Here is a 24,893-nt window from a genome sequence, read left to right on the forward strand (position 1 = left end):
CGCGGTAAACGGACGAATGCAGGCGACTACAGGTTGTGAAGAACTACGCTTTGGGGGTGCAACGGGAACAGCGGAACTGCTGGAGAGCCCGCGCTGTGAGCAACCTGAGTTGCCAAACGCGCGGCGCTACGCCTGACTTACGCTAGACGTAGCGATAGGGGCCGCGCTAGGCGGCCGGAGGTAATTCGGAGGGTGTTCGGAAGGGAACGCATGGGTCTAATGTATGACGCCGCGTTGCGGCGTGTCAACCCGCGCGGGTCGCGGCGGGCCACGGCAAGCGCGCCGTAGCGCCTACGCCGTGGCCATTAAACGGGCATTCTTGCGACGTCCACGATCAGTTCCACCTGCCGTTCGATCGCGCTCGGCACGGGCGCTTCCCCGCGCAATACGGCGCTGATCCATGAGGCCGTCGTGGGCGCGTCTTTGGCTTCGGGCAAGTCCACTTCCGGCGCATCGGGCGACGAGCGCTCGTGCGGCACGCGTGTTTCGCAGACACCGTCGTGCAACCAGTCGACCTGCACCTGACGCCGCGTATCGGCTACCGCTTCGCCTTCAGTGCCACGCGCAAGCAGCGCGCCGCCGGCGGCCGCGTCCGGATGCGTGTTGAAGAGTTGTGTGAGGCTGTCGCGATACGGCGGGTGCGTATAGTTCACGAGGCGCAAACCCGCGGGCGCGAACGGTTGCAGGATTTTCACCAGCGTGTGCGTCGAGTTGCGCACGCCCATGCGCCGGCGCAGTGCAAGCAGGCGCGCGAGTTTCGGCGCGAGCACCTCGATTGGAGCAAACGCAAGGCGGTGCTCGGCGAGACCGTCTTCGATATCAGCGTGCGATCGCGCATGCGGGATCTGCAGATGCGTGAAAATTTCCGCGCTCGTCACGCGGCCTGGATCTTCGGTGACGCCGTGCACCAGCACCGGCACACCTTCACGCGCGAGCAGCAGGGCGAGCAGCGGCACCAGATTCGGCTGCTTGCGCGCGCCGTTGTAGGTCGGAATCGAGACGGGCCGGAACGTGCCGTGGGGCAGATGAATCGGCTCGAACGACGCATGTGCGCCGGCCAGCATCGCGGCGAGTTCGTCGGCGGTTTCGCCCTTCACGCGGTACGCGAGCAGCACCGCGCCGAGTTCGAGTTCGGCCACGCGGCCGTCGAGCATGGCGGTGTAAAGTGCGCGCGTATCGTCGGCGGTCAGCGCGCGGGCGCCGTTCGGGCCGCGGCCGATTTCCTTGATGAAGCGGGCGCAGGGGAAGGGATTGGCGGTGTCGGCGGAGTCGGTCATCGGGCGCAGTGGGACGTGTCGGCATGCCGCTTCAAAGCGGTTTGCCATGGTATTCAAGGGACTTTGTTGAGTGTGAGTATCGCATCTATGGCGATCCCGCGAGACGCCGCGCCCGCGGCGCTGGCCTTGCCGGTCCATGCCGAACTGGTGCGCGCGTCGCTTTGTCGCGCGTTACACTCGATGTTTTATCGCCGCGCTGACGGCACACATGAAATAACGGAGAACGGGATGAGTTACGTATTTGCACCCGCACCGGTGGTCGCGGTGCCGGTCGTGGGGTCCAGCGAGCAGTTCGCGGTGCGTCGCATCTACTGTGTGGGTCGTAACTACGAGGCGCACGCGCGCGAGATGGGCCACGATCCCGACCGCGAACCGCCGTTCTTCTTCGCCAAGCCGGCCGATGCCGTGCTGTACGTGGCACCCGGCGCCACCGGCGAGTTTCCGTATCCGTCGCTGTCGAAAAACGTCCACTTCGAGATGGAAATGGTGGCGGCGATCGGCAAGGGCGGCAAGAACATTCCGGTCGAGAGCGCGCTCGACCACGTGTATGGTTACGCGCTCGGTCTCGACATGACGCGCCGCGATCTGCAGGCCGAAGCCAAAAAGCTGGGCCGTCCCTGGGATACCGCGAAGGGCTTCGACCATTCGGCGCCGCTCGGCCCGATTCATCCGGCGGCGACGGTCGGCCATGTCGACAAAGGCGCGATCTGGTTGTCGGTGAACGGCGAGGAGAAGCAAAGCTCGGACGTGTCGCAACTGATCTGGTCGGTGGCCGAGACGATCGCTTATCTGTCCACTCTGTTCGAACTGCAACCCGGCGATCTGATTTTCACGGGCACGCCGGAAGGCGTCGGCGCAGTGGTGCAGGGCGATCTGATGAAGGGCGGCGTGGACGGGCTTGGCGAGCTTAGCGTGCGCGTCGTCTGACGGCCGGTTGGGGGAGACAGACAACATGAAGCTCTACAGCTATTTCCGTAGCTCGGCGTCTTATCGCGTGCGCATTGCGCTGAACGTGAAAAATCTGCCGTACGACTACGTGCCGGTGCATCTTGTGCGCGACGGCGGCGAGCAGTTGAAGCCCGAATACCGCAAGGTGAACGCGGACGGGATCGTGCCGACCTTTGTCGACGGCAATGACGTGATGCCGCAGTCGCTCGCGATCATCGAGTATCTGGAAGAGATGCATCCCGAGCCGGCGCTGTTGCCGAAGGCGCCGGCCGATCGCGCGTATGTGCGGGCGCTGGCGTTGCAGGTGGCGTGCGAGATTCATCCGTTGAACAACCTGCGCGTGCTGAAGTATCTGAAGCACACACTGGGCGTCGACGATTATGCCAAGGACGCCTGGTACCGCCACTGGGTGGAGGCCGGCTTCGCGACGTTCGAAACGCATCTGGCGGGCGATTCGCGCACCGGCAAGCTGTGTTTCGGCGATACGCCGACCATCGCGGACACCTGTCTGATTCCGCAGGTGTTCAACGCGCAGCGCTTCAAGGTCGACACAGCGAAGTTTCCGACGATCCAGCGCATCTATGATCATGCGATGCAACTCGACGCGTTTGCGCGCGCTGCGCCGGGCGCGCAGCCGGACGCGGAGTAATTTGTGATCGTCCGGCAGCCAGGATGAAAAAAGGGCACTCCCAGGAGTGCCCTTTTTGCTGTCTAGGCCCGATGCCTAAGGCTCAAGCCGTGAACGCCGTGGCGCTCAGCTGCCAAGCAACGCGTCGGAAAACTCTTCCGCGCTGAATGGCTGCAAATCCTCGACTTTCTCGCCGACGCCGATGAAGTACACCGGAATCGGACGCTGCCGCGCGATCGCGGCGAGAATACCGCCCTTCGCCGTGCCGTCGAGTTTGGTGACGATCAGGCCGGTGAGACCGAGCGCGTCGTCGAACGCTTTTACTTGCGCGAGCGCGTTCTGCCCGGTGTTGGCGTCGATCACCAGCAGCACCTCGTGCGGCGCGCCGTCTTGCGCCTTGCCGATCACGCGCTTCACTTTGCGCAGTTCTTCCATGAGATGCAGTTGGGTCGGCAGGCGGCCGGCCGTGTCCGCCATCATCACGTCGATCTTGCGCGCGCGCGCGGCGCCGACCGCGTCGAAGATCACCGCTGCCGGGTCGCCGCTTTCCTGCGAGACCACGGTCACGTTGTTGCGTTGACCCCAGATGGCCAGTTGCTCGCGCGCGGCGGCGCGGAACGTGTCGCCCGCGGCCAGCAGCACGGATTGATCGAAACTCTGCAGATGCTTGGCGAGCTTGCCGATGCTGGTGGTTTTGCCCGCACCGTTGACGCCGGCAATCATCATGACGAGCGGCTGCGCGCGGCCGAGCATGAGCGATTTTTCCAGCGGCTTGAGCAGGTCGACCAGCAAGGTGCGCAGCGCCGTTTTGACCTGCTGGGGATCGGAGAGGCGCTCGGCGCGCACTTTTTCGCGCAGCGCTTCGAGCAGGAATTCGGTGGCATCGACGCCCGCGTCCGACATCAGCAGCGCGGTTTCGAGCTCTTCGTACAAGTCCTCGTCGATCTTCGTGCCGACGAAAATGCCGGTCAGGTTCGAACTCGTCTTCGACAAACCGGTCTTCAGACGCGTCAGCCACGAACGCTTCGCGCCCGCGTCCGGCAGGGGCGGCGGGACGACTTCGATGGTTTCGTCGAGCGCGAATGCTTCCGGCTCAGGCTCGCTTGCCGACGGAGCGGCTACCGGCGGCGTCTCGACGCGAATCGGAGCCGCGGCCGGGCGCGGCGCGGTCGGCGCGACGGACGCAGGCGCCTCCACGGCGGCCGCGGGCGTCGACCCCTCTGGCGCTGTTTGCGACTCGTCAGGTGCGTTATCGGACTCTTTCGAACCCTTGAATCGTTTGAAAAAGCTGAACATGATCTGGCATGGTGAGAGCGCGCGCCGATGCGCGCTGCCGGCACAAGACCGGTGGGAGCGGCAGGCAGCGTTGCGATGCGGGATGCAATGCGCTGGAAGCCGCACATTTTATCAGGCGCGCCGCCAGCCGTCGTATCGGCCGATCGGCCAGGCTGGACGCGGGGCGTCGCTGTGGTAACGTTGGCGCTCCGGCCCGCATAATTCGTCGTCGCGGGCGCTTCTATACACGTAATCGAAACTGCATGCCCCGTTCCGCACCCTCACGCGCCCATGGCGCTTCGTCCAAAGGCGGCAAGCCGCACGCCATCCGTATCATCGGCGGCGACTGGAAGCGCACGCCGTTGCCCGTGCTCGATCTCGACGGCCTGCGCCCCACGCCCGACCGCGTGCGCGAAACGCTGTTCAACTGGCTCGGCCAGGACCTGGATGGCCAGCGCTGCCTCGATCTGTTCGCCGGCAGCGGCGCGCTGGGCTTCGAGGCAGCGTCGCGCGGCGCCGCCCGGGTCCTGATGGTGGAGCGCAATGCGCGCGCCGCCGGCCAGTTGCGCGCGAACCAGGAACGCCTGTCGGCGCGCACGATCGAAATCGCTGAAGCAGACGGTTTGCGTCTTGCCGCGAGTCTCGCGCCCGGTTCGTTCGACGTCGTTTTCCTCGATCCGCCGTTCGACGGCGATCTGCTCGGCAAAGCGCTGGCGCTGGCCGCGCCGCTCGTGAGCGCTGACGGATTTCTGTATGTTGAAGCGGGCGAGGCGCTCGAACTCGCTGGGAACGAGGCGCTCGCCGGTTGGGAAATCGTGCGGCAAGGTAAAGCGGGCGCGGTCCACTTTCATTTGCTGCAGCGCGAAAATAAGGAATAATGCGCGTTCCAAAACAAGCGCCGGGCGGTTCGCCGTCACGTGCGCGGTCGGTGCCAAATGCGTCGCGTGGACGCTTTGACGTGCCCCTTTGTCTGAAGAGAGGAGAAGTCTCATGGTAGTCGCCGTGTACCCGGGCACGTTCGACCCGCTGACGCGCGGTCACGAAGACCTCGTTCGGCGCGCGTCGAGCATTTTCGACACGCTGGTGGTCGGCGTTGCCGACAGCCGCAACAAGAAGCCGTTTTTCACGCTCGAAGAGCGCCTCGACATCGCTCACGAAGTGCTCGGGCACTACCCGAACGTTCAGGTGATGAGCTTCAAGGGGCTGCTGAAGGATTTCGTGCGCAGCAACAACGCGCGAGTAATCGTGCGCGGCCTGCGGGCCGTGTCGGACTTCGAATATGAGTTCCAGATGGCCGGCATGAATCGCTATTTGCTGCCCGACGTCGAAACCATGTTCATGACACCGTCCGATCAGTACCAGTTCATCTCGGGCACGATCGTGCGTGAAATCGCGCAACTCGGCGGCGATGTCAGCAAGTTCGTGTTCCCATCGGTCGAGAAATGGCTGACGGAAAAGGTCGCCGCGATGGATCCGGCGAGCGGCGCGTCGGCGGGACAACCGTAACCGGCGTAAACTGTTGGTTCGACGGATAAAAGCCGGCTGCGGCCGGCGTGAAGTGAGAGAAGTATGGCCCTGATGATTACCGACGAGTGCATCAATTGCGACGTGTGCGAGCCCGAGTGCCCGAACGACGCAATCTCGATGGGCCCGGAAATCTATGTGATCGACCCTAAGAAATGTACCGAGTGCGTTGGGCATTTCGACGAGCCGCAGTGTATCCAGGTGTGCCCGGTCGAGTGTATTCCGCGCGACCCCGACCATCTGGAGACGCCTGATGGCTTGATGGCCAAGTACCACGCGCTGCAGGCCGCGAAGGGCGCGTGAGGTACGAAGTCAAAAAAAACGGCGAGGCTTTTGGGCCTCGCCGTTTTTTTGGCAGTGACGCTTTTGCGCGGTCCTATCCCACGTACCCGTTGAATATCTCGCGCAACGCCTCCAGCAGAATGTCGCATTCGGCGTCGGTGCCGACCGAGATTCGCAGATGCTGGTCAATGCGCGGCGCCTTGAAATGGCGCACGAAAATCTCCTTTTCCCTCAGTCGCAGTACGAGCGTTGCGGCGTCGTAGCCCTCATGGCGAGCGAACAGCAAGTTCGCAGCAGACGGCACCACCTCGAAACCCAACGCCGTCAGCCCCGCCGCCAATCGCTCGCGGCTTGCCATGACTTTGGCGCAAGTATCGCGAAACCACGCGTCGTCTTCGTACGCCGCCGCGGCGGCGACTTGCGCCAGGCGGTCCAGCGGATACGAGTTAAAGCTGTCCTTCACTCGGTTCAGCGCGCCGATCAACTCCGGGTTGCCGAATGCAAAGCCGACGCGCATTCCCGCCAGCGAGCGCGACTTCGACACGGTTTGAACCACCAGCAGATTCGGATAGCGGTCGATCAGACAGATGGCCGATTCGGCGCCGAAATCCACGTAGGCTTCGTCGATCACGACGACGGAATCCGGATTGCTCGCCACCAGGCGCTCGATATCGGCGAGCGGCAGCGGACGGCCGGTCGGCGCATTCGGATTCGGAAACAGGATGCCGCCATTCGGCAACTTGTAGTCGTCGACGTTGATCGCGAAGCTGTCGTCGAGCGGAATGGTCCGGTAGTCGATGTCGAAAAGTCGCGCGTACGTCGGATAGAAGCTGTACGTGATGTCCGGAAACAGCAGCGGTTTGTCGTGCTTGAGCAAGGCCTGGAACGTGAGTGCCAGCACTTCGTCCGAGCCGTTGCCGGCAAACACCTGTTCCGCGCGAATGCCGTGGTACGCGGCGACCGTCTCGCGGAGCTTTTGCGCCGTCGGATCGGGGTAGCGCCGCAGAGAATCGGCCGCGTCGCCCAGTTCCTGCCGGATCGCCTCGAGCACTCGCGGCGACGGCGGATACGGATTCTCGTTGGTATTCAGCTTGACCGGATGCGCGACCACGGGCTGTTCGCCCGGCACATACGGCGTTAGACGGTGAACGACGTCACTCCAATAGCGGCTCAAGCGATTCTCCTCCCAACAAGATAGTTGCTGTCGATGGCGTTCCGGCAACCCAAGTTCCAGCTAGACAGTCTACGGATTGCGATGCAGTTGCATCATCGCGCGTTCCAGCTCGCCCTTGATGATCTGCGGCATGACAGCGAGCCCGCGCTCAATCGACGCATCGATCACATTCTGCTCTTCCCGGCGCGGCGGTTTCAGCACGTAGTTGGCGACGTCAGGCTTGGCTCCTGCGCGCGCGCTCTCTGGAATCAGGTCCCGCGGATGGCCGATGCCGATCCGCAGCCGCCAATACTGCTGCGACGACAGATGCGCGGTGATGTCCTTCAGCCCGTTGTGGCCGCCGCTGCCGCCGCCGAGCTTCAGCTTGATGCTGCCGGGGGGCATGTCGAGCTCGTCGTGCGCGACCAGGATTTCGTCGGGGAGAATCTTGAAGAACTGCGCGACCGCCACGACCGATTGGCCCGAACGGTTCATATACGTCTGCGGTTCCAACAGATGCACTTCCTCGCCGTGCAGCCGCGCTTTGGCATAGAAGCCGTGGAAGCGCCGCTCGTCGCGCAACGTCGTGCCTGCTTCGCGCGCCAGTTGATCGACCAGCCAGAAACCGGCGTTGTGGCGCGTCGCGGTGTATTCGGCGCCCGGATTGCCGAGGCCGACGATCAGCTTGATCATGATTGCGTAGGTCCGTCTGGCCCGGAAGCTGAACGCAGCCGAGCCGAAAAAAACCGAAAAAAAACCCGCCGGGGCGAACCTCGGCGGGTCACATCGACCGTTTCATTGAAACGGATCGAGAGGATTTCTTGCTCTTTGCCTGAGGCGCCCTTAAGCAGCCGGCGTTTCGCCTTCGCCTGCAGCAGCAGCGGCGTCGCCTTCAGCGATTGCGCCAGCCGGGATCGTTGCAGCTGCGACCACCGGGTTTTCTGCTTCGACGTGAGCAACCAGCGACACACCTGCCGGCAGCTTGATGTCTTTAGCGTGGACCGAGTGACCTGCTTCGATCGTCGCCAGATCAACTTCGAGGAATTCCGGCAGTGCCGACGGCAGGCACTCGATTTCGATTTCGTTGATGACGTGCGAGATAACCGCGCTCGACAGCTTCACTGCCGGGTTCGATTCCTGGTTCATGAAGTGCAGCGGCACCTTGGTGTGCAGCTTCTTCTTCGCGTCGACACGTTGGAAGTCCACGTGCAGCACGAGCTGACGGAACGGATGGTATTGCACGTCGCGCAGCAGAACCTGTTGCGACTTGCCTGCCACTTCCAGATCGAGAATCGACGAGTGGAAAACTTCTTTCTTCAGCGCGTGCCACAGCGCGTTGTGGTCCAGTTCGACCAATTGCGTTTCAGCACCAGCGCCATATACGATGCCCGGGGTCTTGCCCGAGTTACGCAGGCGGCGGCTCGCACCCGTACCTTGCAAAGAACGCTCGAAAGCGACTACTTTCATTTTGAATCTCCAATGCACTGCCCGCGACCAGGCAGTAAAAACGGGGCCTCCAAGCCAGACGGCTGAGGCCCCAGAGCTGCGGCACGAACCTTCGTTCGTTCATGCCGATTGTGCAAAAGCGCAGTGTGCCGCGTAAAGCGGCGCGCTGCGCCTTCGCAAATACTTAACTTTCAGCGAACAGCGACATCACCGAATCGCCGCGGCGAATCCGCGAGAACGTTTCGGCAAGCAGGCCGGCGCTGGTCAGCGAACGGATCTTCGCGCACGAGCGGGCTTCTTCGCCGAGCGGGATCGTGTCCGTGACAACGAGTGCGTCGAGTGCGGAAGCGGCAATACGCTCGCCCGCGCCACCCGACAGAACCGGGTGCGTAGCGTAAGCGAACACCTGCTTCGCGCCACGTTCCTTCAAAACTTGTGCTGCTTTGCAGAGCGTGCCGGCGGTGTCGACCATGTCGTCCATGATCACGCAGGTACGGCCTTCGACTTCACCGATGATGTTCATCACTTCGGCAACGTTCGCCTTCGGGCGCCGCTTGTCGATGATCGCGAGATCGCAATTCAACTGCTTGGCCAATGCCCGGGCGCGCACCACGCCGCCGACGTCCGGCGAAACGACCAGTAGGTTCTCGTAGTTCTGCTTGCGCAGATCGCCGAGCAGCACGGGCGTAGCGTAGATGTTGTCGACCGGAATGTCGAAGAAGCCTTGAATCTGGTCGGCGTGCAGATCCATCGTAATGATCCGCTCGACGCCGGCAATCTCCAGCATGTTCGCCACGATCTTCGCCGAGATGGCGACGCGCGCGGAACGCGGGCGACGATCTTGCCGGGCATAACCGAAGTAGGGGATGGCTGCGGTGATCCGGCCGGCGGATGCGCGCTTGAGCGCATCGACCATGATCATCAGTTCCATCAGATTGTCGTTCGCCGGTGCGCACGTGGACTGCAGGACGAAGACATCCTTGCCACGCACGTTTTCCTGAATCTCGACCTGGATTTCACCGTCCGAGAAACGGCTAACCATTGCTTTGCCGAGGGGAATACCGAGGATTTTGACGACTTCCTGTGCAAGCGCGGGATTTGCGTTGCCAGTAAAAACCATCAGGCCGTCATGGCTGCTCATCGTGCACCTACTTCAGGCTGGGGGCGAGGGAAATGCGAGAATTTTTGGCAGGGGAGGAAGGAGTCGAACCTTCGAATGCCGGAATCAAAATCCGGTGCCTTAACCAACTTGGCGACTCCCCTACACTAACTTTGAGCTTCACCGAACGAGGAGCGTTCGACGATGCAAAACTTATGACGCGAAAGTAAAGAGTGGATGCTGATCGAGACTTGCAGTCACTGCGCTATTCCATTCGGCTGGCAGTTTGGCTTGCACCGATTCTGCTTCAGCTTTACTGCGGAACGCGGCAAAAACACTTGCACCTGATCCAGACATCCGCGCTGGCGCGACGTTTTCAAACCATCGCAACACTTGCGCTACTTCCGCGTATTTCCCTACGACAACCTGCTGCATGTCATTGCGGCCGAAACTTTCTGGCCATTCAGTGTTGCAGCTAAGTTCTGCAGGAAAGTCCGTAATTGTGAGGGGTTTTGAATCTCTTGTCAACGCTTTTTCAGAAAAAATCGCTGCAGTCGGAACATGAACCCTCGGCGTCACTACTAGGAAATGGCGCGGCGGCAATTGTACAACGTCTAAAGCTTCTCCGACACCCTGGGCGAACGCATTTTTTCCGAAAACAAAGAACGGCACATCGGCGCCAAGTTTCAATGCCAGCGCCTGCAATTCGAGGCGCGGCAGATTGAGCTTCCACAGACGATTCAGCGCGAGCAGCGTCGTCGCTGCATCAGAGCTGCCGCCGCCAAGGCCGGCGCCCATCGGCAGACGCTTGTCGATTTCGATATCGACGCCTTCAGGCGAGCCCGTATGCGTTTTGAGCAGCGTTGCGGCGCGCACGGTCAGATCGTGTTCCGGCGGCACGTCGGCGATTTCGGTGCTGCGCGCGATGAGTCCGTCGTCACGTCGCGTGAAGTGCAGCGTGTCGCCCCAGTCGAGCAACTGGAAGACCGTTTGCAGCGTGTGATAGCCATCCGGCCGGCGGCCGGTGATGTGCAGGAAGAGGTTGAGTTTCGCTGGAGCGAGGCAATCGCGCAGCGAATCGGTCGTTTCAATCATGAGTCGAGGCTACATGCGCCAGATGGCGCCGAAGAAGCGGCAAGGTCGCGCAAGAAAAAATGCGTGAAGCGGCGCGAGGTTACTGATCCAGCACGAGCTTGATGTCGAGTGGCGGTTCCGAACGACTCAGGTTGATGCGCTTCACGCCGGTGGCCGGCGCGTCGGCATAAGCCAGATAGTCGATCGTCCAGCCGTCCTGTGTGATTTGCTTCAGCCGCGACGGTTGCTCGGGATCCTTCTCGGTCTTGGCGCGCGAAGTGGGCGCCGGCGACGGTTGCAGCCAATAACGCAGCCCTTCGACCGGCAACGCGAAGCCGAGCGAATTCTGCATCAGCGTGGAGACGTTATCCGCGGTGAGCGGCTGGCGATTCGGCAGCTCCAGCGTTGCCGAAGCCGGCGACGACGTCACCACCGCCAGCGTCTGGCCGAGCGGGTTGCGCAACTGCAGGGTCACGGTGTCGCCGGTTTCCTGCCAGGAGAAGTTGCCGTAAGCGTTGCGCTGCTGGCCGTTCTGATCGTTGTACTGGACCGCGAAACGCCCCTGGTAAGCACGGCTCGTCTGCGCGGTGACGGAGGTCGCGGCATTCGACGTGGACGGTCCTTGCGGCTTGACCGATGCACAACCGGCCAAGGCGACCACCGCTGCCGCTGTGAAAGCGAGCGCCGCGCCACGCGGTGCCCGGGGAAAGGAAATCAGACGGGAAAGACTCATCAAAGATCGTTCACCTGAAGACGTTGGAGCGTTTTGACAAGCGTGTCGTTGTCCGGTTCGAGCTTGCGCGCATCGCGGAAAGCGGCGCGTGCCTGATCCTGATTGCCGGTTTTCCACAATACTTCGCCGAGGTGCGCGCCGATCTCGGCGTTCGGCTGCATGTCGTACGCCTTGCGCAGCAGCTTGATTGCATCCGAGGTATCGCCCATCCGGTATTTGACCCAGCCCACGCTGTCCATGATGAACGCGTCGTTCGGCGCCAATGAGGATGCCTTCTCGACCAGCTTGTCTGCTTCGGCGAGGCGCTGATTGCGATCGGCCAGCGAGTAGCCGAGCGCGTTATACGCTTGCGGGTTGTCGGGCTGCGTCTGGATCAGCTTGCGCAACTGCGCTTCCATGACGTCGTAATGGCCGGTTTTCTCGGCGGACATTGCGTAGTCGTAGGTCAGATCTGGGTCGTCGGGGAATTGCGCCGTGGCTTGTTGCAGCCGTGTTTCCGCCTCCGGGTAGCGCTTCGCATCGAACAGGATCGCCGCGTCGGTGCGCATGATCAGCGCCTGGTCGCGCGGGTCCGGCGCCGGCAGGTTAGCCAGCAGCTTGCGTGCGTCGTCGGTCTTGCCTTGCTTGGCGAGCAATTGCGCGCGCGTGATCTGCGCGGGCACATATTGCTGGCTCGACGGCGAGATCTTGTTCAGCCAGTCGCTCGCGGCCGCTTCGTTCTTCTGTTCGAGTGACAGTTGCGCAAGGTAGATATACGCCTGGCCCGGATCGGCGCCCGGCGTTTTTTCGGCTTGCTGGGCGTACTGGGTCAGGTAGGTTTGCGCCTCGGTGAAATTCTTCTGCTGGATCTTGATCAGCGCGAGCGCCATAAGCGGCGTCAACTCGTTCGCGTTGTTCTTGTGCATGATCTCGAACTGCTTCTGCGCGTCATCCAGACGGTCGCTCGCGAGATACATCTGCGCGAGCGCGAGACGCGCGTCATGCGATTTCGGATTTTGCTGCACGTACTTTTCGAGCGAAGCGATGCCTTCCTTGCGCTCTTCCGGGCCCATTTGCGACAGCGTCAGTGCCGCCGGCAAATAGTCGGGCTTTAGCGCAAGCGCCTGTTCGAGCGACTTGCGCGCGCCCGGCGCGTCGTCCGACACGAGTTGCTGGCGCGCAATGGCCAGTTGCGCTTCGGGCCGGTTCATGTCGTTCTTGAGCAGATCCTGCAGCACGTGCAGGCCGCCGATCCGGTTCGGACCGCGCGACAGCAACAACTGCAGCGCCAGAATCGCGCTGCCGCGATTGTCGGCGGGCACCCTTGCGAGTTCGCGGGCAAGGATCGGCGCCGCGTCGTCAGGTTTGCCGGACAACACGAGCAGCGATGCGTCGAGTTGCGCGGCGCGTTCCGAGTTCGGCGCATACTGCTGCCACAATTGCGCGGCGGCCAATGCGTCCGACGGGCTTTGCGCGGCCAGCGCGATCTCAGTGGCGCGCTGCGCCATGCGCGGATCGTGCGTGTCGCGCGCGAGCGCGAGGTAGGTCTGATAGGCGGGCGCCGGCTGGTCGCGCTGCAGCGCGACTTCGGCGGCGAGCACCTGGAATACGATCTGGCTCGACAACGCCACGCCGGGCAGGGACTTCTGATCTTCCGCCGATGCCGGGCCGAGCGGGTCCGGCAAGGTGACCGAGGTGTCGTCCGAGTCCGGCGAAGGGTCCTGCGCGTGCGCGGGCACGGCAGCCAGCGCCCAGACTGCGAGCGCCGCCGCACCGAGCATCCGGCGAGCGGACACGGCGTGCGGTACGCGGAATGCGCTAGCCGGGCGCTTCAGAAACAGCTTCACGAAGGACAAGTTCATGGAAATCCGTTCAATGTTTCGGACGATTGTAACGCGCTCGCTACAATACGCGCACAACCACTCACGCAAGTTGCAGACCAGTTAGACATGCCAGAGTTGCCAGAAGTTGAGGTTACCCGACGGGGAATCGAACCGTATGTGTCCGGCCGCAAGGTTGAGCGCGTGGATGTGCGCACGCCCGCATTGCGCTGGCCGATTCCGGCCGACCTTGCGAAAACCTTGCGCGGCCACGTGGTGCGCAAGGTCGAGCGGCGCGGCAAGTATCTGTTGTTCGAGATCGACGCGGGCTGGTTCATCGTGCATCTTGGCATGACTGGGACGCTGCGGGTGCTGCGCCACGTGCCGCATCCGCCGGCCGCGGCGAAACACGATCACATCGACTGGATCTTCGACGAGTTCATTCTGCGCTATCGCGATCCGCGGCGCTTCGGCGCGGTGCTGTGGCACCCGCGCGAAGCCGGCGACGTGCTCGAACATCCGCTGCTTGCGAGTCTCGGCGTCGAACCGTTTTCGCCTGCGTTCTCCGGCGCGCTGATGCACCGGCTCACGCGCGGGCGCAAAGTTTCGGTGAAGCAGGCGCTGCTGGCCGGTGAAATCGTGGTGGGCGTGGGCAATATCTACGCATCGGAAAGCCTGTTTCGCGCCGGCATCCGGCCGACCACCGCGGCGGGGCGCGTCTCGCTCGTGCGCTACGAGCTGTTGGCGGACGCCGTGCGCGTGACGCTCGCCGCCGCGATCGAGAAGGGCGGCAGCACGTTGCGCGACTTCGTCGGCAGCAACGGCGAAAGCGGTTACTTCCAGCTCGACTATTTCGTCTATGATCGCGCCGGACTGCCATGCCGCGTGTGTGGAACGCCGATCAGACAGATCGTGCAAGGGCAGCGTTCAACGTATTTCTGTCCCACCTGCCAGCGCTAGATCATCTCAATGCCTTCTCGTTTAACTCCCCGTTCTGCTTCTTCCACCGCGCCTGAAGCATCTGCTTTCCCGATCATGTCTGATTTTTCCGCGCGACTGATCGCGTGGCAGCGTCAGCATGGCCGGCATGATTTGCCGTGGCAGAACACGCGCGATCCGTATCGCATCTGGTTGTCGGAAATCATGCTGCAGCAGACGCAGGTGTCGACGGTGATTCCGTACTACGCGAAATTTCTCGCGCGTTTTCCGACCGTTGCCGCGCTCGCCGCCGCGCCGTCTGACGACGTGATGGCGTTGTGGGCCGGCCTTGGCTATTACTCACGTGCACGCAACCTGCATCGCTGCGCGCAAGTCGTGATCGGGCAGCATGGCGGCGCGTTTCCGGCATCGGTCGAGGAACTGGCGGAGTTGCCGGGCATCGGCCGCTCGACGGCGGCGGCAATCGCGTCGTTCGCGTTCGGCGCGCGCGCGACGATTCTCGACGGCAACGTGAAGCGCGTGCTGGCGCGCGTGTTCGGCGTCGAAGGTTTCCCCGGCGAAAAGAAAGTCGAGAACGCAATGTGGACGCTGGCGGAATCGCTGCTTCCGTCGAACGCATCGGATGCCGACGTCAGCGCGTACACGCAAGGCTTGATGGATCTCGGCGCGACGCTGTGCGTGCGCGGCAAGCCGGACTGCCTGCGCTGCCCGTTCGCCGCCGACTGCGTCGCCAACGTGACCGGACGCCAGCGCATACTGCCCACCGCGCGTCCAAAAAAGACCGTGCCGACGCGCCGCACATGGATGCTGGTGCTGCGCGACGGCAACGCGGTGATGTTGGAGAAGCGTCCGCCATCGGGCATTTGGGGCGGCTTGTGGAGCCTGCCCGAAGCTGCCGATGAAGCCGCGCTCGCCGAGCGTGCGCGTGCCTTCGGCGGCGACGGCGCGGTCTCGCCGCTCGCACCGCTCACGCATGTGTTCACGCATTTCAAGCTGGATATCGAGCCGCGGCTTGCGGAACTGGATCGCGGAGTCGGTGCTCTGGCTGCGCTGGGCGACGTCGACACCGCGTGGGTCGCGCTCAGCGATCTCGATTCGTTCGGTGTGCCCGCGCCGGTCCGCAAACTGCTGGACGGTTTGCAGGGCTCGCTGATCTGATCAGTCCGCCAGGAGCGCGGCGTCCGCCTTCAAAGCAACTGATGCTGCTGCATGTAGTGATGAACCACGTCGATGCGCGCGCCGGCGTCCCGCAATTCCATCAGTTTCTGGCGAGCACGCAGCGCGATCGGCAGCACTTCGGCAAGACGGTTCGACACCCATGACGGATCTTCGAGTCTGAATGGCTCGGCAAAGGGCAGGCTTTCCGGATCGCGCTCGCGAATCGTCTCGATGATCCGTTCGAGCACTTCCGCGCATGCGCCGAACTTGGCCAACTGCTCGTTGCCTTCGAGCGGCATGTCCTCGCCGAGCGGCTCCGCCATGCCGACCAGCAACCCGCTCGATTCGACGCGATGCGACAGCAGACGAAAACGCCGCGTACCGCGCGCGCGAATCAGCAGCATGCCGAAGGCTTCGACATCGCACTCGTCGATTTCAGCGAGGCAGCCGATTGCTTCGGGCACCGAAGGCTCTTCCGCACGCGCCACTTCCGCGCCGCTTTTCAGCAGGCACACACCGAACGGCGTTTTTTCACGCAGACAGTCGCGCGCCATGTCGAGATAGCGCGCTTCGAAGATCTTCAGCGGCAGCAGCCCGTCGGGAAACAGCACCGTATGCAGCGGAAACAGCGGCACATCGGCAAGCACAGTAGAAGTAGAAGACATGGCGCAACGCTTCGAGTTGAGGCCGCGCGATGCGGCCGGTTAAGCCACTAACTTCGATGATTCGCCGGCTTCGACCGGCGCATCGCGGTGCCGCACAATGACATTCGCCGACGATGCGAGACGCGCGGCGAGCGTCTCCGCAATGAATACCGAGCGATGCTGGCCACCCGTGCAACCGATCGCGACGGTCAGGTAACTGCGATTGTCGTCGCGGAAATGCGGGAGCCACTTAACGAGAAACTTCTCGATGTCGTCGATCATTTCATGCACGACCGGCAGTGCATCGAGAAAGTCGATCACCGGTTTGTCGAGGCCCGTGAGCGGCCTCAATTCATGATCGTAGTACGGGTTCGGCAAGGTGCGGACGTCGAACACGAAATCCGCGTCGAGCGGCACGCCGCGTTTGAATCCGAACGACTCGAACATCAGCACGAGGCCTGAATCTTTTTGCTCGATGAAGCGTTTGACCCATGCGCGCAGCACGTTCGCGCGCAGATTGCTGGTGTCGATCTGATGGCCGAATTCGGCCAGGCCCGCCACGAGTTCACGTTCGCGTTCGATCGCTTCGGCGAGCGAGGTGAGCAGGCCGACGTCGGCGTCGTGCGAAGTGGAACCGGACAGCGGATGGCGGCGGCGCGTTTCGGAGAAGCGTTGAATCAGCGACTGCGTGCTCGCGTTCAGGAACAGCACGCGCACGTCGTGGGCACGCGACAGGTCACGGATCATGGCGGGCATTTCGTCGAGCGAGGCGCTCGAGCGCGCGTCGATCGCGACCGCGAGGCGGTCTTGACCGTCCTCGGCGAGATAGGAAGCCAGTTGCGGCAGGAAGCGCGGCGGCAGATTGTCGACGCAGTAATAGCCTGCGTCTTCAAGCGCGTTCAGGGCAACTGATTTGCCGGAGCCGGATATACCGGTGATCAGGATTATGCGCATGGGGTCGTGAAAACCGTACAGTTCATCATAGCATCTGGTCCCCTTGCGTGTACCCGCGGCCTGCCGCTGGCTGCGGATACGGCATGGTCTTGCGGCTCAGATCAGTTTGCCGGGAAACTGGCTGTCGGGGTCTTGCATGGCGAGGCGCTGACGATCCATGAAGTCGCGCAGCGTGTCGATGCCGCGCAGCTGCAGGATCGTGTTGCGCACGGCGGCCTCGACCAGCACGGCGAGATTTCGGCCGGCCGCCACCTGAATCGTGACCTTGCTGATCGGCAGGCCGAGCACATCGACCGTCTGGCTTTCAAGCGGCAAGCGCTGGAATTCGCCATCGGGACGGCGGACCAGTTGCACGATCAGCTTGAGCTTCATTTTGCGGCGTACCGCGGTTTCACCGAAAATCGTCTTGATGTCGAGCAGGCCGAGGCCGCGCACTTCCAGCAGATTTTGCAGCAACGGCGGGCAGCGACCTTCGACGAAGTCGGGACCGAGGCGCACGAAATCCACTGCGTCGTCGGCCACGAGGCCGTGGCCGCGGCTGATCAGTTCCAGCCCAAGTTCGCTCTTGCCGAGGCCCGAGTCGCCGGTGAGCAGCACGCCCATGCCGAGAATGTCGAGAAACACGCCGTGCAACGTGGCGCGCGGCGCGAGAATGCGCGACATGTAGAGGCGCAGGCTGTCGATCACCGCGGCGGCGGACATCGGCGTAGTGAATAGCGGCGTGGAAGAACGCGTGCAGCGCAGGACCAGTTCCGGCGGCGCGGCGACGCCGCCCGCCACCACCAGAAACGGTGGCTCCAACGCGATCAGCTCGGCCATGTGGCGCGAGCGGTCTTCGTCGGTTTGGCGCTTGTAGTAGTCGATTTCGGCGTCGCCGAGCACCTGGATCCGGTTCGGATGGATCAGGTTCAAGTGGCCGACGAGGTCGGCGCTCGACGTGGCATTGGCGACCGATTCCGAAGAAAAGCCGCGCTCCCAGCCTTCATGCCCCGTCAGCCAGCTGAGCTTCAGCATGGCGGCGTTATCGTCGAAAATGCTTTGGGCGTTGATGCTGGACGTATCCATGAGCCAGTGACTCCAGTGTTGGCCGCTTGCCGGACAAAGCAACGGCCGCGCTAGCGCGGGCCGCTTACCTTGTCAGACGGTATCCGCACGTGGGCGGATCACCGGCGTGCGGATAACCGCCGATGCATCAAGGTTGCCACTGAGTGAGCAGGCGATGCAATGATTCGCGGTCTTCTTCCGTATGCAGACGCTCGCGGGCTTCGCGATCGGACAGCAACTGGGCGATTTCCGAAAGGATTTCGAGGTGCTGCTGAGTGGCCTGTTCGGGCACGAGCAGGAAGATGAGCAGCGAGACCGGCTGACCGTCGGGCGATTCGAAGGGGATGGGTTCGGCAAGACGGACGAACGCGGCGAGCGGTTGCTTCAAGCCTTTGATCCGGCCATGCGGAATCGCCACGCCTTCACCAAGGCCAGTCGATCCGAGGCGCTCGCGCGCGAACAGATTGTCAGTGACCGTGCTACGGGCGATGCCGTTCTGGTTCTCGAAGATCAGGCCCGCTTGCTCGAACACACGTTTCTTGCTGGTGACCGATAGTCCGACGACGACGTTCTCGAGGGGAAGAAATTTGGCTAAACGATTCATGTTGACAGGCGAAAACGTGGCCTGGGTTCTCCTCGCTGGGGCGTTTGAGTGGCGTTCCATTCGTTTGATGCTCACGGCGACATGCGTTGGAGTCCGAAAGCGCAGGACTCCGGCCGACCGACTTCCGGTTGAGCTTACCTGACCCCGATGGTAACCGGAACATTATAGAACAGGGTAGCCACGGATGGTGCGGCGCGCCATCAATGCGTATTGAGTTCTTTTGAAGCGTGGATAGATGCTGCGGCGCCGCGCGAGAAGCGGCGTCCAGAAACAAAAAACCGCCCGGTTCCGGGCGGTTTCGCTGGTTAAGGGAAAAACGCAGAGCTGATGAAAAACGCCTTCTGGTTTCCCTTATTGCGGCGGCACGTCTAGTTGCGGCGCCGGTTGATACTTGATCGCCTCATGCGCATGGCCTTGCAGACGATCCTTATGGCGGATGACTTGCCGGTCAAGCTTGTCGATCATCAGATCGATCGCAGCGTACATGTCGCTGTCACAGCTCTCGACAAAGATATCCTTGCCCTTGAGATGCAGGTTGATTTCAACCTTTTGACGCTTTTCCTTTTCCTTGTGGTTGTCGACCGAGAGGACCACACTGCCGTCGATGACCTGATCGAAATGTCTTAGCACCCTATCCAGTTTGGTGATCACGTATTCGCGCAACGCAGGCGTTACTTCGAGGTGGTGTCCACTGATCTGCAGATTCATAGTGCTTCTCCAAGCTAATGGCCGCTTGGTCCGCACGATGACGTAGGTCCGGTCGATCTGTCGGCTTGCCTGAGTCGCCCCCCGGTGACTGACTTCTGGCAGGTCGCATCGGCCGGCCTGTCCGCCAACTGCGGAGCGGCCGGTAAATGCCCGCCACGGAAGGCGACGGGCTACAGAGACTTGCGCAGGTTGACTGCCGGAATCTTGAGCGCTTCACGGTATTTCGCAACGGTACGCCGTGCGACCACGAAGCCCTGTTCTGCCAGCAGTTCGGCTATGCGACTGTCCGATAGAGGAGATTTCGGGTTTTCCGCTCCTATCAGTTGCTTGATGAGCGCGCGGATCGCCGTTGAAGACGCCGCGCCGCCCGTGTCAGTCGAAACGTGTGATCCGAAGAAGTACTTAAATTCAAGCGTCCCGAATGGGGTCAGCATGTATTTACCGGTTGTCACACGCGAGACAGTTGACTCGTGTAGGCCCAGCGTATCAGCAATTTCCCGCAAAACCAAGGGGCGCATGGCAATTTCGCCGTGGACAAAAAAGCTCTTCTGACGTTCCACAATTGCCTGCGCAACGCGCAGAATCGTCTCGAAACGCTGCTGGATATTTTTGATCAGCCAGCGCGCTTCCTGCAGTTGCTGGCGCAACGAACCGCTACCCGGATCGCCCCGGTTATTGCGCAGAATATTCGCGTACAGATGGTTAATACGCAGCTTCGGCACCACTTCCGGATTCAGTTCGGCCTGCCAGCCTTGTGCCGTTTTGCGCACCATGATGTCCGGCACGACGTAGTCCGCTTCGGCCTTGCCATAGGCGGCGCCGGGAAACGGTTCGAGCGAGCGGATCAGTACGTGCGCATCGCGCAGATCGTCGTCGTTGGCCTTCAGATGCTTGCGCAGACGCGTGAAATCGCGCGCCGCGAGCAGTTCCAGGTGGTGGGCGACGATGTCCAGCGCGAGCGTGCGTGTAGGCGAGGCATCGAGTCGCAGCAATTGCAGCTTGAGACATTCCGACGCGGAGCGCGCACCCACCCCGGCCGGGTCGAAGCTATGCAGTAGCGCAAGCGCGGCGTTCATTTCGTCGAGGTCGACTTCGAGCTCTTCGGGCAGATCGGCCAGCACTTCTTCGAGCGTGGCGGCCAGGTAGCCGTCGTCGTCGAGTGATTCGATCAGGAAGGTGATCAGCGCCCGGTCGCGTTGGCCCGCCTGGGTGACGCGCAATTGCGCCATCAGGTGGTCGCGCAGCGAGGTGCTCGATTCATGGATTTGCAGCGGCGGCAGATCGTCGTCGTCCGAGGCGTTGCCGGAGCGGCCGTAGTCGTCGAGATTCCATTGTGACGCGTCGCCGTTGCCGTCGCCCGCGAGGCCGTTGTATTCGTCGACGCCCTGCGGCTCGCCGTTCTCGGCGCGCTCGCTGCTGGACGAGGACGACGTATTACCGCCCATCTGGTCGGGCGGTGCGGAAGAGTTGGGCGCCTGCGCGATCAGCGAGCCGTCGGCCGCTACGCGCAACGGGCTCGCGATCCAGTCGTCCTCGTTTTCGAGGAGCGGATTCTGCGAGATCGCCATTGCGACTTCTTGCTGCAATTCGAGCGTGGACAGCTGAAGCAGCCGGATGGACTGCTGCAGTTGCGGCGTCAGCGCAAGATGCTGCGATAGGCGGAGTTGGAGGCTGGCTTTCATGGCAAGTTGAGATTCATTGTAGAGAGTTTGCCACGACCGCGATACCTTGCGACATTCGCAATTACGCGTGCGCCTCTTTTGGGCGGCGACGGGCGCACAACGGCCCGGGTCAAAAATGCGGATGTGCGGTTGCCGCATGGAGGGGCCGGCGGGTGCGCGCTCGCACTGCCGGTAATCCCACATGCGCTTACATGCGGAAGTGCTCGCCCAGATAGACGCGCCGCACGCTTTCGTTTTCGATGATGTCGCTCGGCGCGCCGGCGGCCAGCACGCTGCCGTCGCTGATGATGTAGGCGTGATCGCAGATGCCGAGCGTTTCACGCACGTTGTGGTCGGTGATCAGCACGCCGATATTGCGCTGCTTCAGAAATTTAACGATCTTCTGAATTTCCAGCACGGCGATCGGGTCGACGCCCGCGAACGGTTCGTCGAGCAGAATGAAGCTCGGATTGGTAGCCAGCGCCCGGGCGATTTCAACCCGGCGGCGCTCGCCGCCCGACAGCGACAACGCCGGATTCTCGCGCAAGTGCGCAATCTGCAACTCGTCGAGCAAGGCTTCCGTGCGGTTCGTAATGGCGTCTTTGCTGAGCCGCTTGCCGTTGTCTTCGTGCTGCAATTCCAGCACCGCGCGAATGTTTTCTTCGACGCTCAGCTTGCGGAACACCGAAGCTTCCTGCGGCAGATACGACAAGCCGAGCGAAGCGCGCTTATGAATGGGCAACAGGCTGATCGACTTGCCGTCCAGATCGATCTCGCCCGCGTCTAGCGGCACGAGGCCGACGATCATATAGAACGAAGTGGTCTTGCCCGCGCCGTTGGGGCCGAGCAAACCGACCACTTCGCCGCTTTTCACGTCGAGCGACACGTCTTTGACGACCGTGCGCGAGCCATAACGCTTCTTCAGATTGCGCACCACGAGCGAACTGCTGGTGCCGGCCGGCTTGCGATTGGGGAGGGACGCTGACGTGCTCACTGGTTCGGGGCTCCCTGGATCGTCGTGGACGGCGCGAGCGTGGCCGACGCGCCGTTCAGCGGCGCTGCGCCGCCATTGCGCGGCGACAGCATGGCGCGCACGCGGCCGGTCGGGTTGCCCGGTCCGGCGACGTCTTTGCCTGCCTTCGCGGTATAGAAGTCGTTCTGGCCGTCATACGTAATGACGCTGCCGTGCACCTGGTCCATCACCGTGGAGAGGCCTTGCAGGCGTTTTACGGTGGCGTTCGTGGTGAGCGTGGTCAGATCCTGCTTGCCGTCGTAGTCGATCCGGATGGCCGTGCCTTCGATGTACTCGTCTAGGCCTTCGCGCTTCTGGCGGAAATACGACAGATTGCCGCCGCTCGAGGTGCCGGTGGCGTACTGATAGCCCTGCGGGTCCTGGGTCACTTCGACACGGTCGGCCTTGATCACGATCGTGCCTTTGGTGGCGACCACATGGCCGGTGAAGATGTTGACCTGCTTCAGGTCGTCGTAAGTCATGTTGTCCGCTTCGATGTTTAGCGGCTTGTCCTTGTCGGCACGATCGGCGTGCGCGAGCGGCGCGAAGCCGGCGAGCGGCAACGCGACGAGCAGCGCAGCGAGTCCGGCGCGCCACGCGGACAGGGTGCGCGAGCGGCCGGTATCAAAACGGGGGAACGATTCGTTCATGCAGTCACGCCTGGAATGGATTACCCGGGTTGCTTGGGCGAGCTGCCGCCTGCTTCGGACGGGGCGATGTTGCCTTTCACGTTGCCGAACAGCTGCATCACCCGGGTGACGTTGTTGTAGTTCATGCCGCTGGCAGTCATCACCGACATGCCGCGCTGAAGTTTAACCGGCTTTTCAGTCTCGATCACATCGTCGTTGACCAGCACCCTAAAATGCTGCGAATCCGCTTGCATCTGCGGATCTCCGTAGCCGGGCGCCCGCACGATGCGCGCGTTGTCGTACAGATCGACGATCGACGCATCGCCGTTCACCTTGCCGGTGTCGCCGGTTGCGGTGACGATCGGCTTGCCCGGCTGGAACGCGCGCATGGCCGGTTTGACCAGGTCGCTCAGTTCGTCGTCTTCGTAATGGATCAGCGACTGGGCGGTCAGCCGGTACTGCGTCGAGCCCGACTGATCGAGTTCGGAAACCGAGAAGTTGTCGGCGAAGTAGTCCGGCGTGTGCTCCTTGGGACGCACCACGCCTTCGTTCTGCCGGGGCAGGGTGGCTTGCAGCAGCCACCACGTGATACCGGCGAGCGCAGCCATGGCGACCAGCGGAATCAGCGACGTCAGGCGAAACTGGTTCATCCGACGAGGCCCCGCTGTTCGCCGCTACAGGCGGCCGCGAGCAGCGCTTCGTATTTGTGCTGCGCGCGCAGCAGCGTATCGACGACTTCACGCGCCGCGCCGTGGCCGCCGCGTGCCTCGCTGACCCAGTGGGCGCGCGCGATCACTTCAGGATGCGAGTTGGCCGGCGCGGCCGCGAAGCCGACCTTCAGCATCACGGCGAGATCGACCCAGTCGTCGCCCATGTAGCCGCATTCTTCGGCCGTCAGACCGGTTGCGCTCAGCAGATCCGCGAAGGCCGCCGGTTTGTCCTGAATGCCCTGGTAGACATGCGTGACGTTCATCTCTTTCGCCCGCGCCGCCACGATGCCCGACTTGCGCCCGGTGATGATGGCCGTGTCGATGCCGGCTTCGCGTAGCAGCTTCATGCCGTGGCCGTCCATCGAGTTGAAGCCCTTCATCGTGTCGCCTTCCGCCGTGAAAAGCAGGCCGCCATCGGTCAGCACGCCGTCGACGTCGAAAATCATCAGCTTGACGCGGCTTGCGCGTTCGGTCGCGGTGGGCGGAGCAATGGCCATCAGATCACCTTCTTCGAGAACAGGTCGTGCATGTTGAGTGCGCCGATCAGCTTGCCTGCTTCGTCGACGACCAGCATCTGATTGATGCGGTGGCGCTCCATCAGTTCCACGGCTTCGACCGCGAGTTGATCCGGACCGATGGTGCGCGGGCCGGCGGTCATGACCGAGGCGATCGACAATTCGCGGAAATCGCCGTCGCGTTCGAGCACGCGGCGCAAGTCGCCGTCGGTGAAGATGCCGGCGACGCGCTCGTCCTGATCGACGATCGCGGTCATGCCCATGCGCTTGGCGGTCAATTGAAACAGCGCGTCGCGCACGGTGGCGTCGGGCGTGACCTTCGGCACCTGGTCGCCGGTGCGCATCACGTCGCGCACATAAGTGAGCAGGCGCCGGCCGAGCGCGCCGCCCGGATGCGAGCGCGCGAAGTCGTCGCGGCCGAAGCCGCGCGCGTCGAGCACCGCGACCGCGAGCGCGTCGCCTAGCGCGAGCGCGGCGGTGGTGCTTGCAGTGGGCGCAAGATTCATCGGGCAGGCTTCTTTCGACACGCCGGAATTCAGGTGCACGTCGGCGAGTTGTGCGAGACTCGATGACGGACGGCCCGTCATGGCAATCAGCTTCGCGCCGAGCCGCTTGATGAGCGGCAGGATCGCCACGAGTTCTTCGGTTTCACCGGAATTGGAGAGCGCGAGGAACACGTCGTCGGCGGTGACCATACCGAGGTCGCCGTGGCTGGCTTCAGCGGGATGCACGAAGAACGCCGGCGTGCCGGTGCTGGCGAGCGTGGCCGCGAGCTTACGGGCCACGTGGCCGGATTTGCCGATGCCGGAAACGACTACGCGCCCGCGGCAACCCAGGATGAAGTCGACCGCCCCGACGAAACCATCGTCGAGTTGATCGCGAAGCGCGCGCACGGCGTCCGCTTCGATGTCGAGCACGTCGCGAGCGAGCGCGAGTGCCCGGTCGCCATTGATTTTCGCTATCATTCGCGAAGTATAGCAAAGGCGCCTGTTCGCCGCGCCGGGCCTGCTGTGCCAAGCCGCTGTCTCTCTCGCTGCCTTTAACGGCCCATCAACCTTGTCGCACGGCGCTTTGCGT

The 24,893-nt window shown here is 62.7% G+C and carries 27 protein-coding genes and 1 tRNA gene; 7 read left to right on the forward strand and 21 right to left on the reverse strand.

The features are described 5' to 3' along the window. Positions 1-305: 305 nt before the first annotated feature. The gene (gene ybiB / locus PQR54_RS03185) at positions 306-1,277 is read right to left on the reverse strand and encodes a DNA-binding protein YbiB (RefSeq protein ID WP_408244034.1); all 972 of its coding nucleotides are present in this window, start codon (positions 1,275-1,277) and stop codon (positions 306-308) included. Between the two features lie 228 nt (positions 1,278-1,505). Between ybiB and PQR54_RS03190 the strand changes: the two genes are divergently transcribed. Continuing rightward, positions 1,506-2,204, forward strand: a complete 699-nt coding sequence (locus tag PQR54_RS03190) for a fumarylacetoacetate hydrolase family protein (RefSeq protein ID WP_408244035.1) — start codon at positions 1,506-1,508, stop codon at positions 2,202-2,204. A gap of 25 nt (positions 2,205-2,229) precedes the next feature. Beyond that, positions 2,230-2,874, forward strand: coding sequence for a maleylacetoacetate isomerase (maiA, locus tag PQR54_RS03195; protein ID WP_408244036.1), 645 nt, complete (start codon positions 2,230-2,232; stop codon positions 2,872-2,874). A gap of 105 nt (positions 2,875-2,979) precedes the next feature. On the opposite strand, the gene ftsY is transcribed toward maiA, so the two are convergent. Continuing rightward, positions 2,980-4,149 carry a signal recognition particle-docking protein FtsY gene (gene ftsY / locus PQR54_RS03200; RefSeq protein ID WP_408244037.1) on the reverse strand — a complete coding sequence of 390 codons (1,170 nt, stop codon included), beginning with the start codon at positions 4,147-4,149 and terminating at the stop codon, positions 2,980-2,982. Positions 4,150-4,391: 242 nt separating this feature from the next. Here ftsY and rsmD point away from each other — a divergent pair, with 242 nt between their 5' ends. From rsmD to PQR54_RS03215, 3 genes are all read left to right on the forward strand, one after another. Continuing rightward, a complete protein-coding gene (gene rsmD / locus PQR54_RS03205; RefSeq protein ID WP_408244038.1) occupies positions 4,392-5,006 on the forward strand; it encodes a 16S rRNA (guanine(966)-N(2))-methyltransferase RsmD in 615 nt (204 codons plus the stop codon). 112 nt (positions 5,007-5,118) lie between these two features. Continuing rightward, a complete protein-coding gene (coaD, locus tag PQR54_RS03210; RefSeq protein ID WP_408244039.1) occupies positions 5,119-5,634 on the forward strand; it encodes a pantetheine-phosphate adenylyltransferase in 516 nt (171 codons plus the stop codon). A 63-nt stretch (positions 5,635-5,697) separates the two neighbouring features. Beyond that, the gene (locus tag PQR54_RS03215; RefSeq protein WP_012431644.1) at positions 5,698-5,955 is read left to right on the forward strand and encodes a YfhL family 4Fe-4S dicluster ferredoxin; all 258 of its coding nucleotides are present in this window, start codon (positions 5,698-5,700) and stop codon (positions 5,953-5,955) included. A gap of 73 nt (positions 5,956-6,028) precedes the next feature. On the opposite strand, the gene hisC is transcribed toward PQR54_RS03215, so the two are convergent. The 8 genes from hisC to PQR54_RS03255 form a co-directional block, all read right to left on the reverse strand. Further along, on the reverse strand, positions 6,029-7,108 hold the full coding sequence (gene hisC, locus PQR54_RS03220) for a histidinol-phosphate transaminase (protein WP_408244040.1): 1,080 nt from the start codon (positions 7,106-7,108) through the stop codon (positions 6,029-6,031). A 69-nt stretch (positions 7,109-7,177) separates the two neighbouring features. Further along, positions 7,178-7,780, reverse strand: coding sequence for an aminoacyl-tRNA hydrolase (gene pth / locus PQR54_RS03225; protein ID WP_408244041.1), 603 nt, complete (start codon positions 7,778-7,780; stop codon positions 7,178-7,180). A 150-nt stretch (positions 7,781-7,930) separates the two neighbouring features. Beyond that, a complete protein-coding gene (locus tag PQR54_RS03230; RefSeq protein WP_106302100.1) occupies positions 7,931-8,554 on the reverse strand; it encodes a 50S ribosomal protein L25/general stress protein Ctc in 624 nt (207 codons plus the stop codon). Positions 8,555-8,717: 163 nt separating this feature from the next. Further along, positions 8,718-9,674, reverse strand: coding sequence for a ribose-phosphate pyrophosphokinase (locus PQR54_RS03235; RefSeq protein ID WP_310813145.1), 957 nt, complete (start codon positions 9,672-9,674; stop codon positions 8,718-8,720). 45 nt (positions 9,675-9,719) lie between these two features. Next, positions 9,720-9,796: transfer RNA gene (locus PQR54_RS03240), tRNA-Gln, on the reverse strand. Positions 9,797-9,845: 49 nt separating this feature from the next. Continuing rightward, entirely contained in the window at positions 9,846-10,727 is an 882-nt protein-coding gene (ispE, locus tag PQR54_RS03245) for a 4-(cytidine 5'-diphospho)-2-C-methyl-D-erythritol kinase (protein WP_408244042.1), read from the reverse strand. A gap of 79 nt (positions 10,728-10,806) precedes the next feature. Further along, on the reverse strand, positions 10,807-11,439 hold the full coding sequence (gene lolB / locus PQR54_RS03250) for a lipoprotein insertase outer membrane protein LolB (RefSeq protein WP_408244043.1): 633 nt from the start codon (positions 11,437-11,439) through the stop codon (positions 10,807-10,809). Further along, positions 11,439-13,280: a tetratricopeptide repeat protein gene (locus PQR54_RS03255; RefSeq protein WP_408244044.1), complete on the reverse strand. Its 1,842-nt coding sequence runs from the start codon at positions 13,278-13,280 to the stop codon at positions 11,439-11,441. The genes lolB and PQR54_RS03255 overlap by 1 nt, the downstream gene beginning before the upstream one ends. Positions 13,281-13,367: 87 nt before the next feature. Here PQR54_RS03255 and mutM point away from each other — a divergent pair, with 87 nt between their 5' ends. Both mutM and mutY read left to right on the forward strand, forming a co-directional pair. Further along, on the forward strand, positions 13,368-14,198 hold the full coding sequence (gene mutM / locus PQR54_RS03260) for a bifunctional DNA-formamidopyrimidine glycosylase/DNA-(apurinic or apyrimidinic site) lyase (RefSeq protein ID WP_408244045.1): 831 nt from the start codon (positions 13,368-13,370) through the stop codon (positions 14,196-14,198). Positions 14,199-14,207: 9 nt separating this feature from the next. Further along, positions 14,208-15,335 carry an A/G-specific adenine glycosylase gene (gene mutY, locus PQR54_RS03265; RefSeq protein WP_408244046.1) on the forward strand — a complete coding sequence of 376 codons (1,128 nt, stop codon included), beginning with the start codon at positions 14,208-14,210 and terminating at the stop codon, positions 15,333-15,335. Positions 15,336-15,364: 29 nt separating this feature from the next. On the opposite strand, the gene PQR54_RS03270 is transcribed toward mutY, so the two are convergent. The 11 genes from PQR54_RS03270 to kdsD all read right to left on the reverse strand — a co-directional run bounded on the left by PQR54_RS03270 (position 15,365) and on the right by kdsD (position 24,781). Continuing rightward, positions 15,365-16,000: an LON peptidase substrate-binding domain-containing protein gene (locus tag PQR54_RS03270; RefSeq protein WP_408244047.1), complete on the reverse strand. Its 636-nt coding sequence runs from the start codon at positions 15,998-16,000 to the stop codon at positions 15,365-15,367. 39 nt (positions 16,001-16,039) lie between these two features. Continuing rightward, positions 16,040-16,933 (reverse strand): RNase adapter RapZ, encoded by an 894-nt coding sequence (gene rapZ, locus PQR54_RS03275; protein WP_134457190.1) that lies wholly within the window; start codon positions 16,931-16,933, stop codon positions 16,040-16,042. Between the two features lie 96 nt (positions 16,934-17,029). Next, on the reverse strand, positions 17,030-17,998 hold the full coding sequence (gene hprK / locus PQR54_RS03280; RefSeq protein WP_012431656.1) for an HPr(Ser) kinase/phosphatase: 969 nt from the start codon (positions 17,996-17,998) through the stop codon (positions 17,030-17,032). Positions 17,999-18,125: 127 nt separating this feature from the next. Then, entirely contained in the window at positions 18,126-18,641 is a 516-nt protein-coding gene (locus PQR54_RS03285) for a PTS sugar transporter subunit IIA (protein WP_012431657.1), read from the reverse strand. A 291-nt stretch (positions 18,642-18,932) separates the two neighbouring features. Further along, positions 18,933-19,289 carry a ribosome hibernation-promoting factor, HPF/YfiA family gene (hpf, locus tag PQR54_RS03290; protein WP_408244048.1) on the reverse strand — a complete coding sequence of 119 codons (357 nt, stop codon included), beginning with the start codon at positions 19,287-19,289 and terminating at the stop codon, positions 18,933-18,935. A 170-nt stretch (positions 19,290-19,459) separates the two neighbouring features. Continuing rightward, positions 19,460-20,971, reverse strand: coding sequence for an RNA polymerase factor sigma-54 (locus tag PQR54_RS03295; RefSeq protein ID WP_106302082.1), 1,512 nt, complete (start codon positions 20,969-20,971; stop codon positions 19,460-19,462). 187 nt (positions 20,972-21,158) lie between these two features. Further along, positions 21,159-21,944, reverse strand: a complete 786-nt coding sequence (lptB, locus tag PQR54_RS03300) for an LPS export ABC transporter ATP-binding protein (protein ID WP_106302079.1) — start codon at positions 21,942-21,944, stop codon at positions 21,159-21,161. Beyond that, positions 21,941-22,612 (reverse strand): lipopolysaccharide transport periplasmic protein LptA, encoded by a 672-nt coding sequence (gene lptA / locus PQR54_RS03305; protein ID WP_408244049.1) that lies wholly within the window; start codon positions 22,610-22,612, stop codon positions 21,941-21,943. The genes lptB and lptA overlap by 4 nt, the downstream gene beginning before the upstream one ends. Positions 22,613-22,632: 20 nt before the next feature. Next, positions 22,633-23,241 (reverse strand): LPS export ABC transporter periplasmic protein LptC, encoded by a 609-nt coding sequence (gene lptC / locus PQR54_RS03310; protein ID WP_012431662.1) that lies wholly within the window; start codon positions 23,239-23,241, stop codon positions 22,633-22,635. Beyond that, entirely contained in the window at positions 23,238-23,798 is a 561-nt protein-coding gene (locus PQR54_RS03315; RefSeq protein WP_408244050.1) for a KdsC family phosphatase, read from the reverse strand. The genes lptC and PQR54_RS03315 overlap by 4 nt, the downstream gene beginning before the upstream one ends. Beyond that, complete coding sequence (gene kdsD, locus PQR54_RS03320; protein ID WP_310813133.1) at positions 23,798-24,781, reverse strand: arabinose 5-phosphate isomerase KdsD; 984 nt, start codon at positions 24,779-24,781, stop codon at positions 23,798-23,800. The genes PQR54_RS03315 and kdsD overlap by 1 nt, the downstream gene beginning before the upstream one ends. Positions 24,782-24,893: the final 112 nt, after the last annotated feature.

This window comes from Paraburkholderia phytofirmans (assembly GCF_046028095.1).
Classification (GTDB): Bacteria; Pseudomonadota; Gammaproteobacteria; order Burkholderiales; family Burkholderiaceae; genus Paraburkholderia; species Paraburkholderia phytofirmans_A.

Coding starts and splice junctions, on each gene's coding strand:
- ybiB (WP_408244034.1), bottom strand. CDS start 1,277: ATGACCGACTCCGCCGACACCGCCAATCCCTTCCCCTGCGCCCGCTTC.
- PQR54_RS03190 (WP_408244035.1), top strand. CDS start 1,506: ATGAGTTACGTATTTGCACCCGCACCGGTGGTCGCGGTGCCGGTCGTG.
- maiA (WP_408244036.1), top strand. CDS start 2,230: ATGAAGCTCTACAGCTATTTCCGTAGCTCGGCGTCTTATCGCGTGCGC.
- ftsY (WP_408244037.1), bottom strand. CDS start 4,149: ATGTTCAGCTTTTTCAAACGATTCAAGGGTTCGAAAGAGTCCGATAAC.
- rsmD (WP_408244038.1), top strand. CDS start 4,392: ATGCCCCGTTCCGCACCCTCACGCGCCCATGGCGCTTCGTCCAAAGGC.
- coaD (WP_408244039.1), top strand. CDS start 5,119: ATGGTAGTCGCCGTGTACCCGGGCACGTTCGACCCGCTGACGCGCGGT.
- PQR54_RS03215 (WP_012431644.1), top strand. CDS start 5,698: ATGGCCCTGATGATTACCGACGAGTGCATCAATTGCGACGTGTGCGAG.
- pth (WP_408244041.1), bottom strand. CDS start 7,780: ATGATCAAGCTGATCGTCGGCCTCGGCAATCCGGGCGCCGAATACACC.
- PQR54_RS03230 (WP_106302100.1), bottom strand. CDS start 8,554: ATGAAAGTAGTCGCTTTCGAGCGTTCTTTGCAAGGTACGGGTGCGAGC.
- PQR54_RS03235 (WP_310813145.1), bottom strand. CDS start 9,674: ATGAGCAGCCATGACGGCCTGATGGTTTTTACTGGCAACGCAAATCCC.
- ispE (WP_408244042.1), bottom strand. CDS start 10,727: ATGATTGAAACGACCGATTCGCTGCGCGATTGCCTCGCTCCAGCGAAA.
- lolB (WP_408244043.1), bottom strand. CDS start 11,439: ATGAGTCTTTCCCGTCTGATTTCCTTTCCCCGGGCACCGCGTGGCGCG.
- PQR54_RS03255 (WP_408244044.1), bottom strand. CDS start 13,280: ATGAACTTGTCCTTCGTGAAGCTGTTTCTGAAGCGCCCGGCTAGCGCA.
- mutM (WP_408244045.1), top strand. CDS start 13,368: ATGCCAGAGTTGCCAGAAGTTGAGGTTACCCGACGGGGAATCGAACCG.
- mutY (WP_408244046.1), top strand. CDS start 14,208: ATGCCTTCTCGTTTAACTCCCCGTTCTGCTTCTTCCACCGCGCCTGAA.
- PQR54_RS03270 (WP_408244047.1), bottom strand. CDS start 16,000: ATGTCTTCTACTTCTACTGTGCTTGCCGATGTGCCGCTGTTTCCGCTG.
- rapZ (WP_134457190.1), bottom strand. CDS start 16,933: ATGCGCATAATCCTGATCACCGGTATATCCGGCTCCGGCAAATCAGTT.
- hprK (WP_012431656.1), bottom strand. CDS start 17,998: ATGGATACGTCCAGCATCAACGCCCAAAGCATTTTCGACGATAACGCC.
- PQR54_RS03285 (WP_012431657.1), bottom strand. CDS start 18,641: ATGGAACGCCACTCAAACGCCCCAGCGAGGAGAACCCAGGCCACGTTT.
- hpf (WP_408244048.1), bottom strand. CDS start 19,289: ATGAATCTGCAGATCAGTGGACACCACCTCGAAGTAACGCCTGCGTTG.
- PQR54_RS03295 (WP_106302082.1), bottom strand. CDS start 20,971: ATGAAAGCCAGCCTCCAACTCCGCCTATCGCAGCATCTTGCGCTGACG.
- lptA (WP_408244049.1), bottom strand. CDS start 22,612: ATGAACGAATCGTTCCCCCGTTTTGATACCGGCCGCTCGCGCACCCTG.
- lptC (WP_012431662.1), bottom strand. CDS start 23,241: ATGAACCAGTTTCGCCTGACGTCGCTGATTCCGCTGGTCGCCATGGCT.
- PQR54_RS03315 (WP_408244050.1), bottom strand. CDS start 23,798: ATGGCCATTGCTCCGCCCACCGCGACCGAACGCGCAAGCCGCGTCAAG.
- kdsD (WP_310813133.1), bottom strand. CDS start 24,781: ATGATAGCGAAAATCAATGGCGACCGGGCACTCGCGCTCGCTCGCGAC.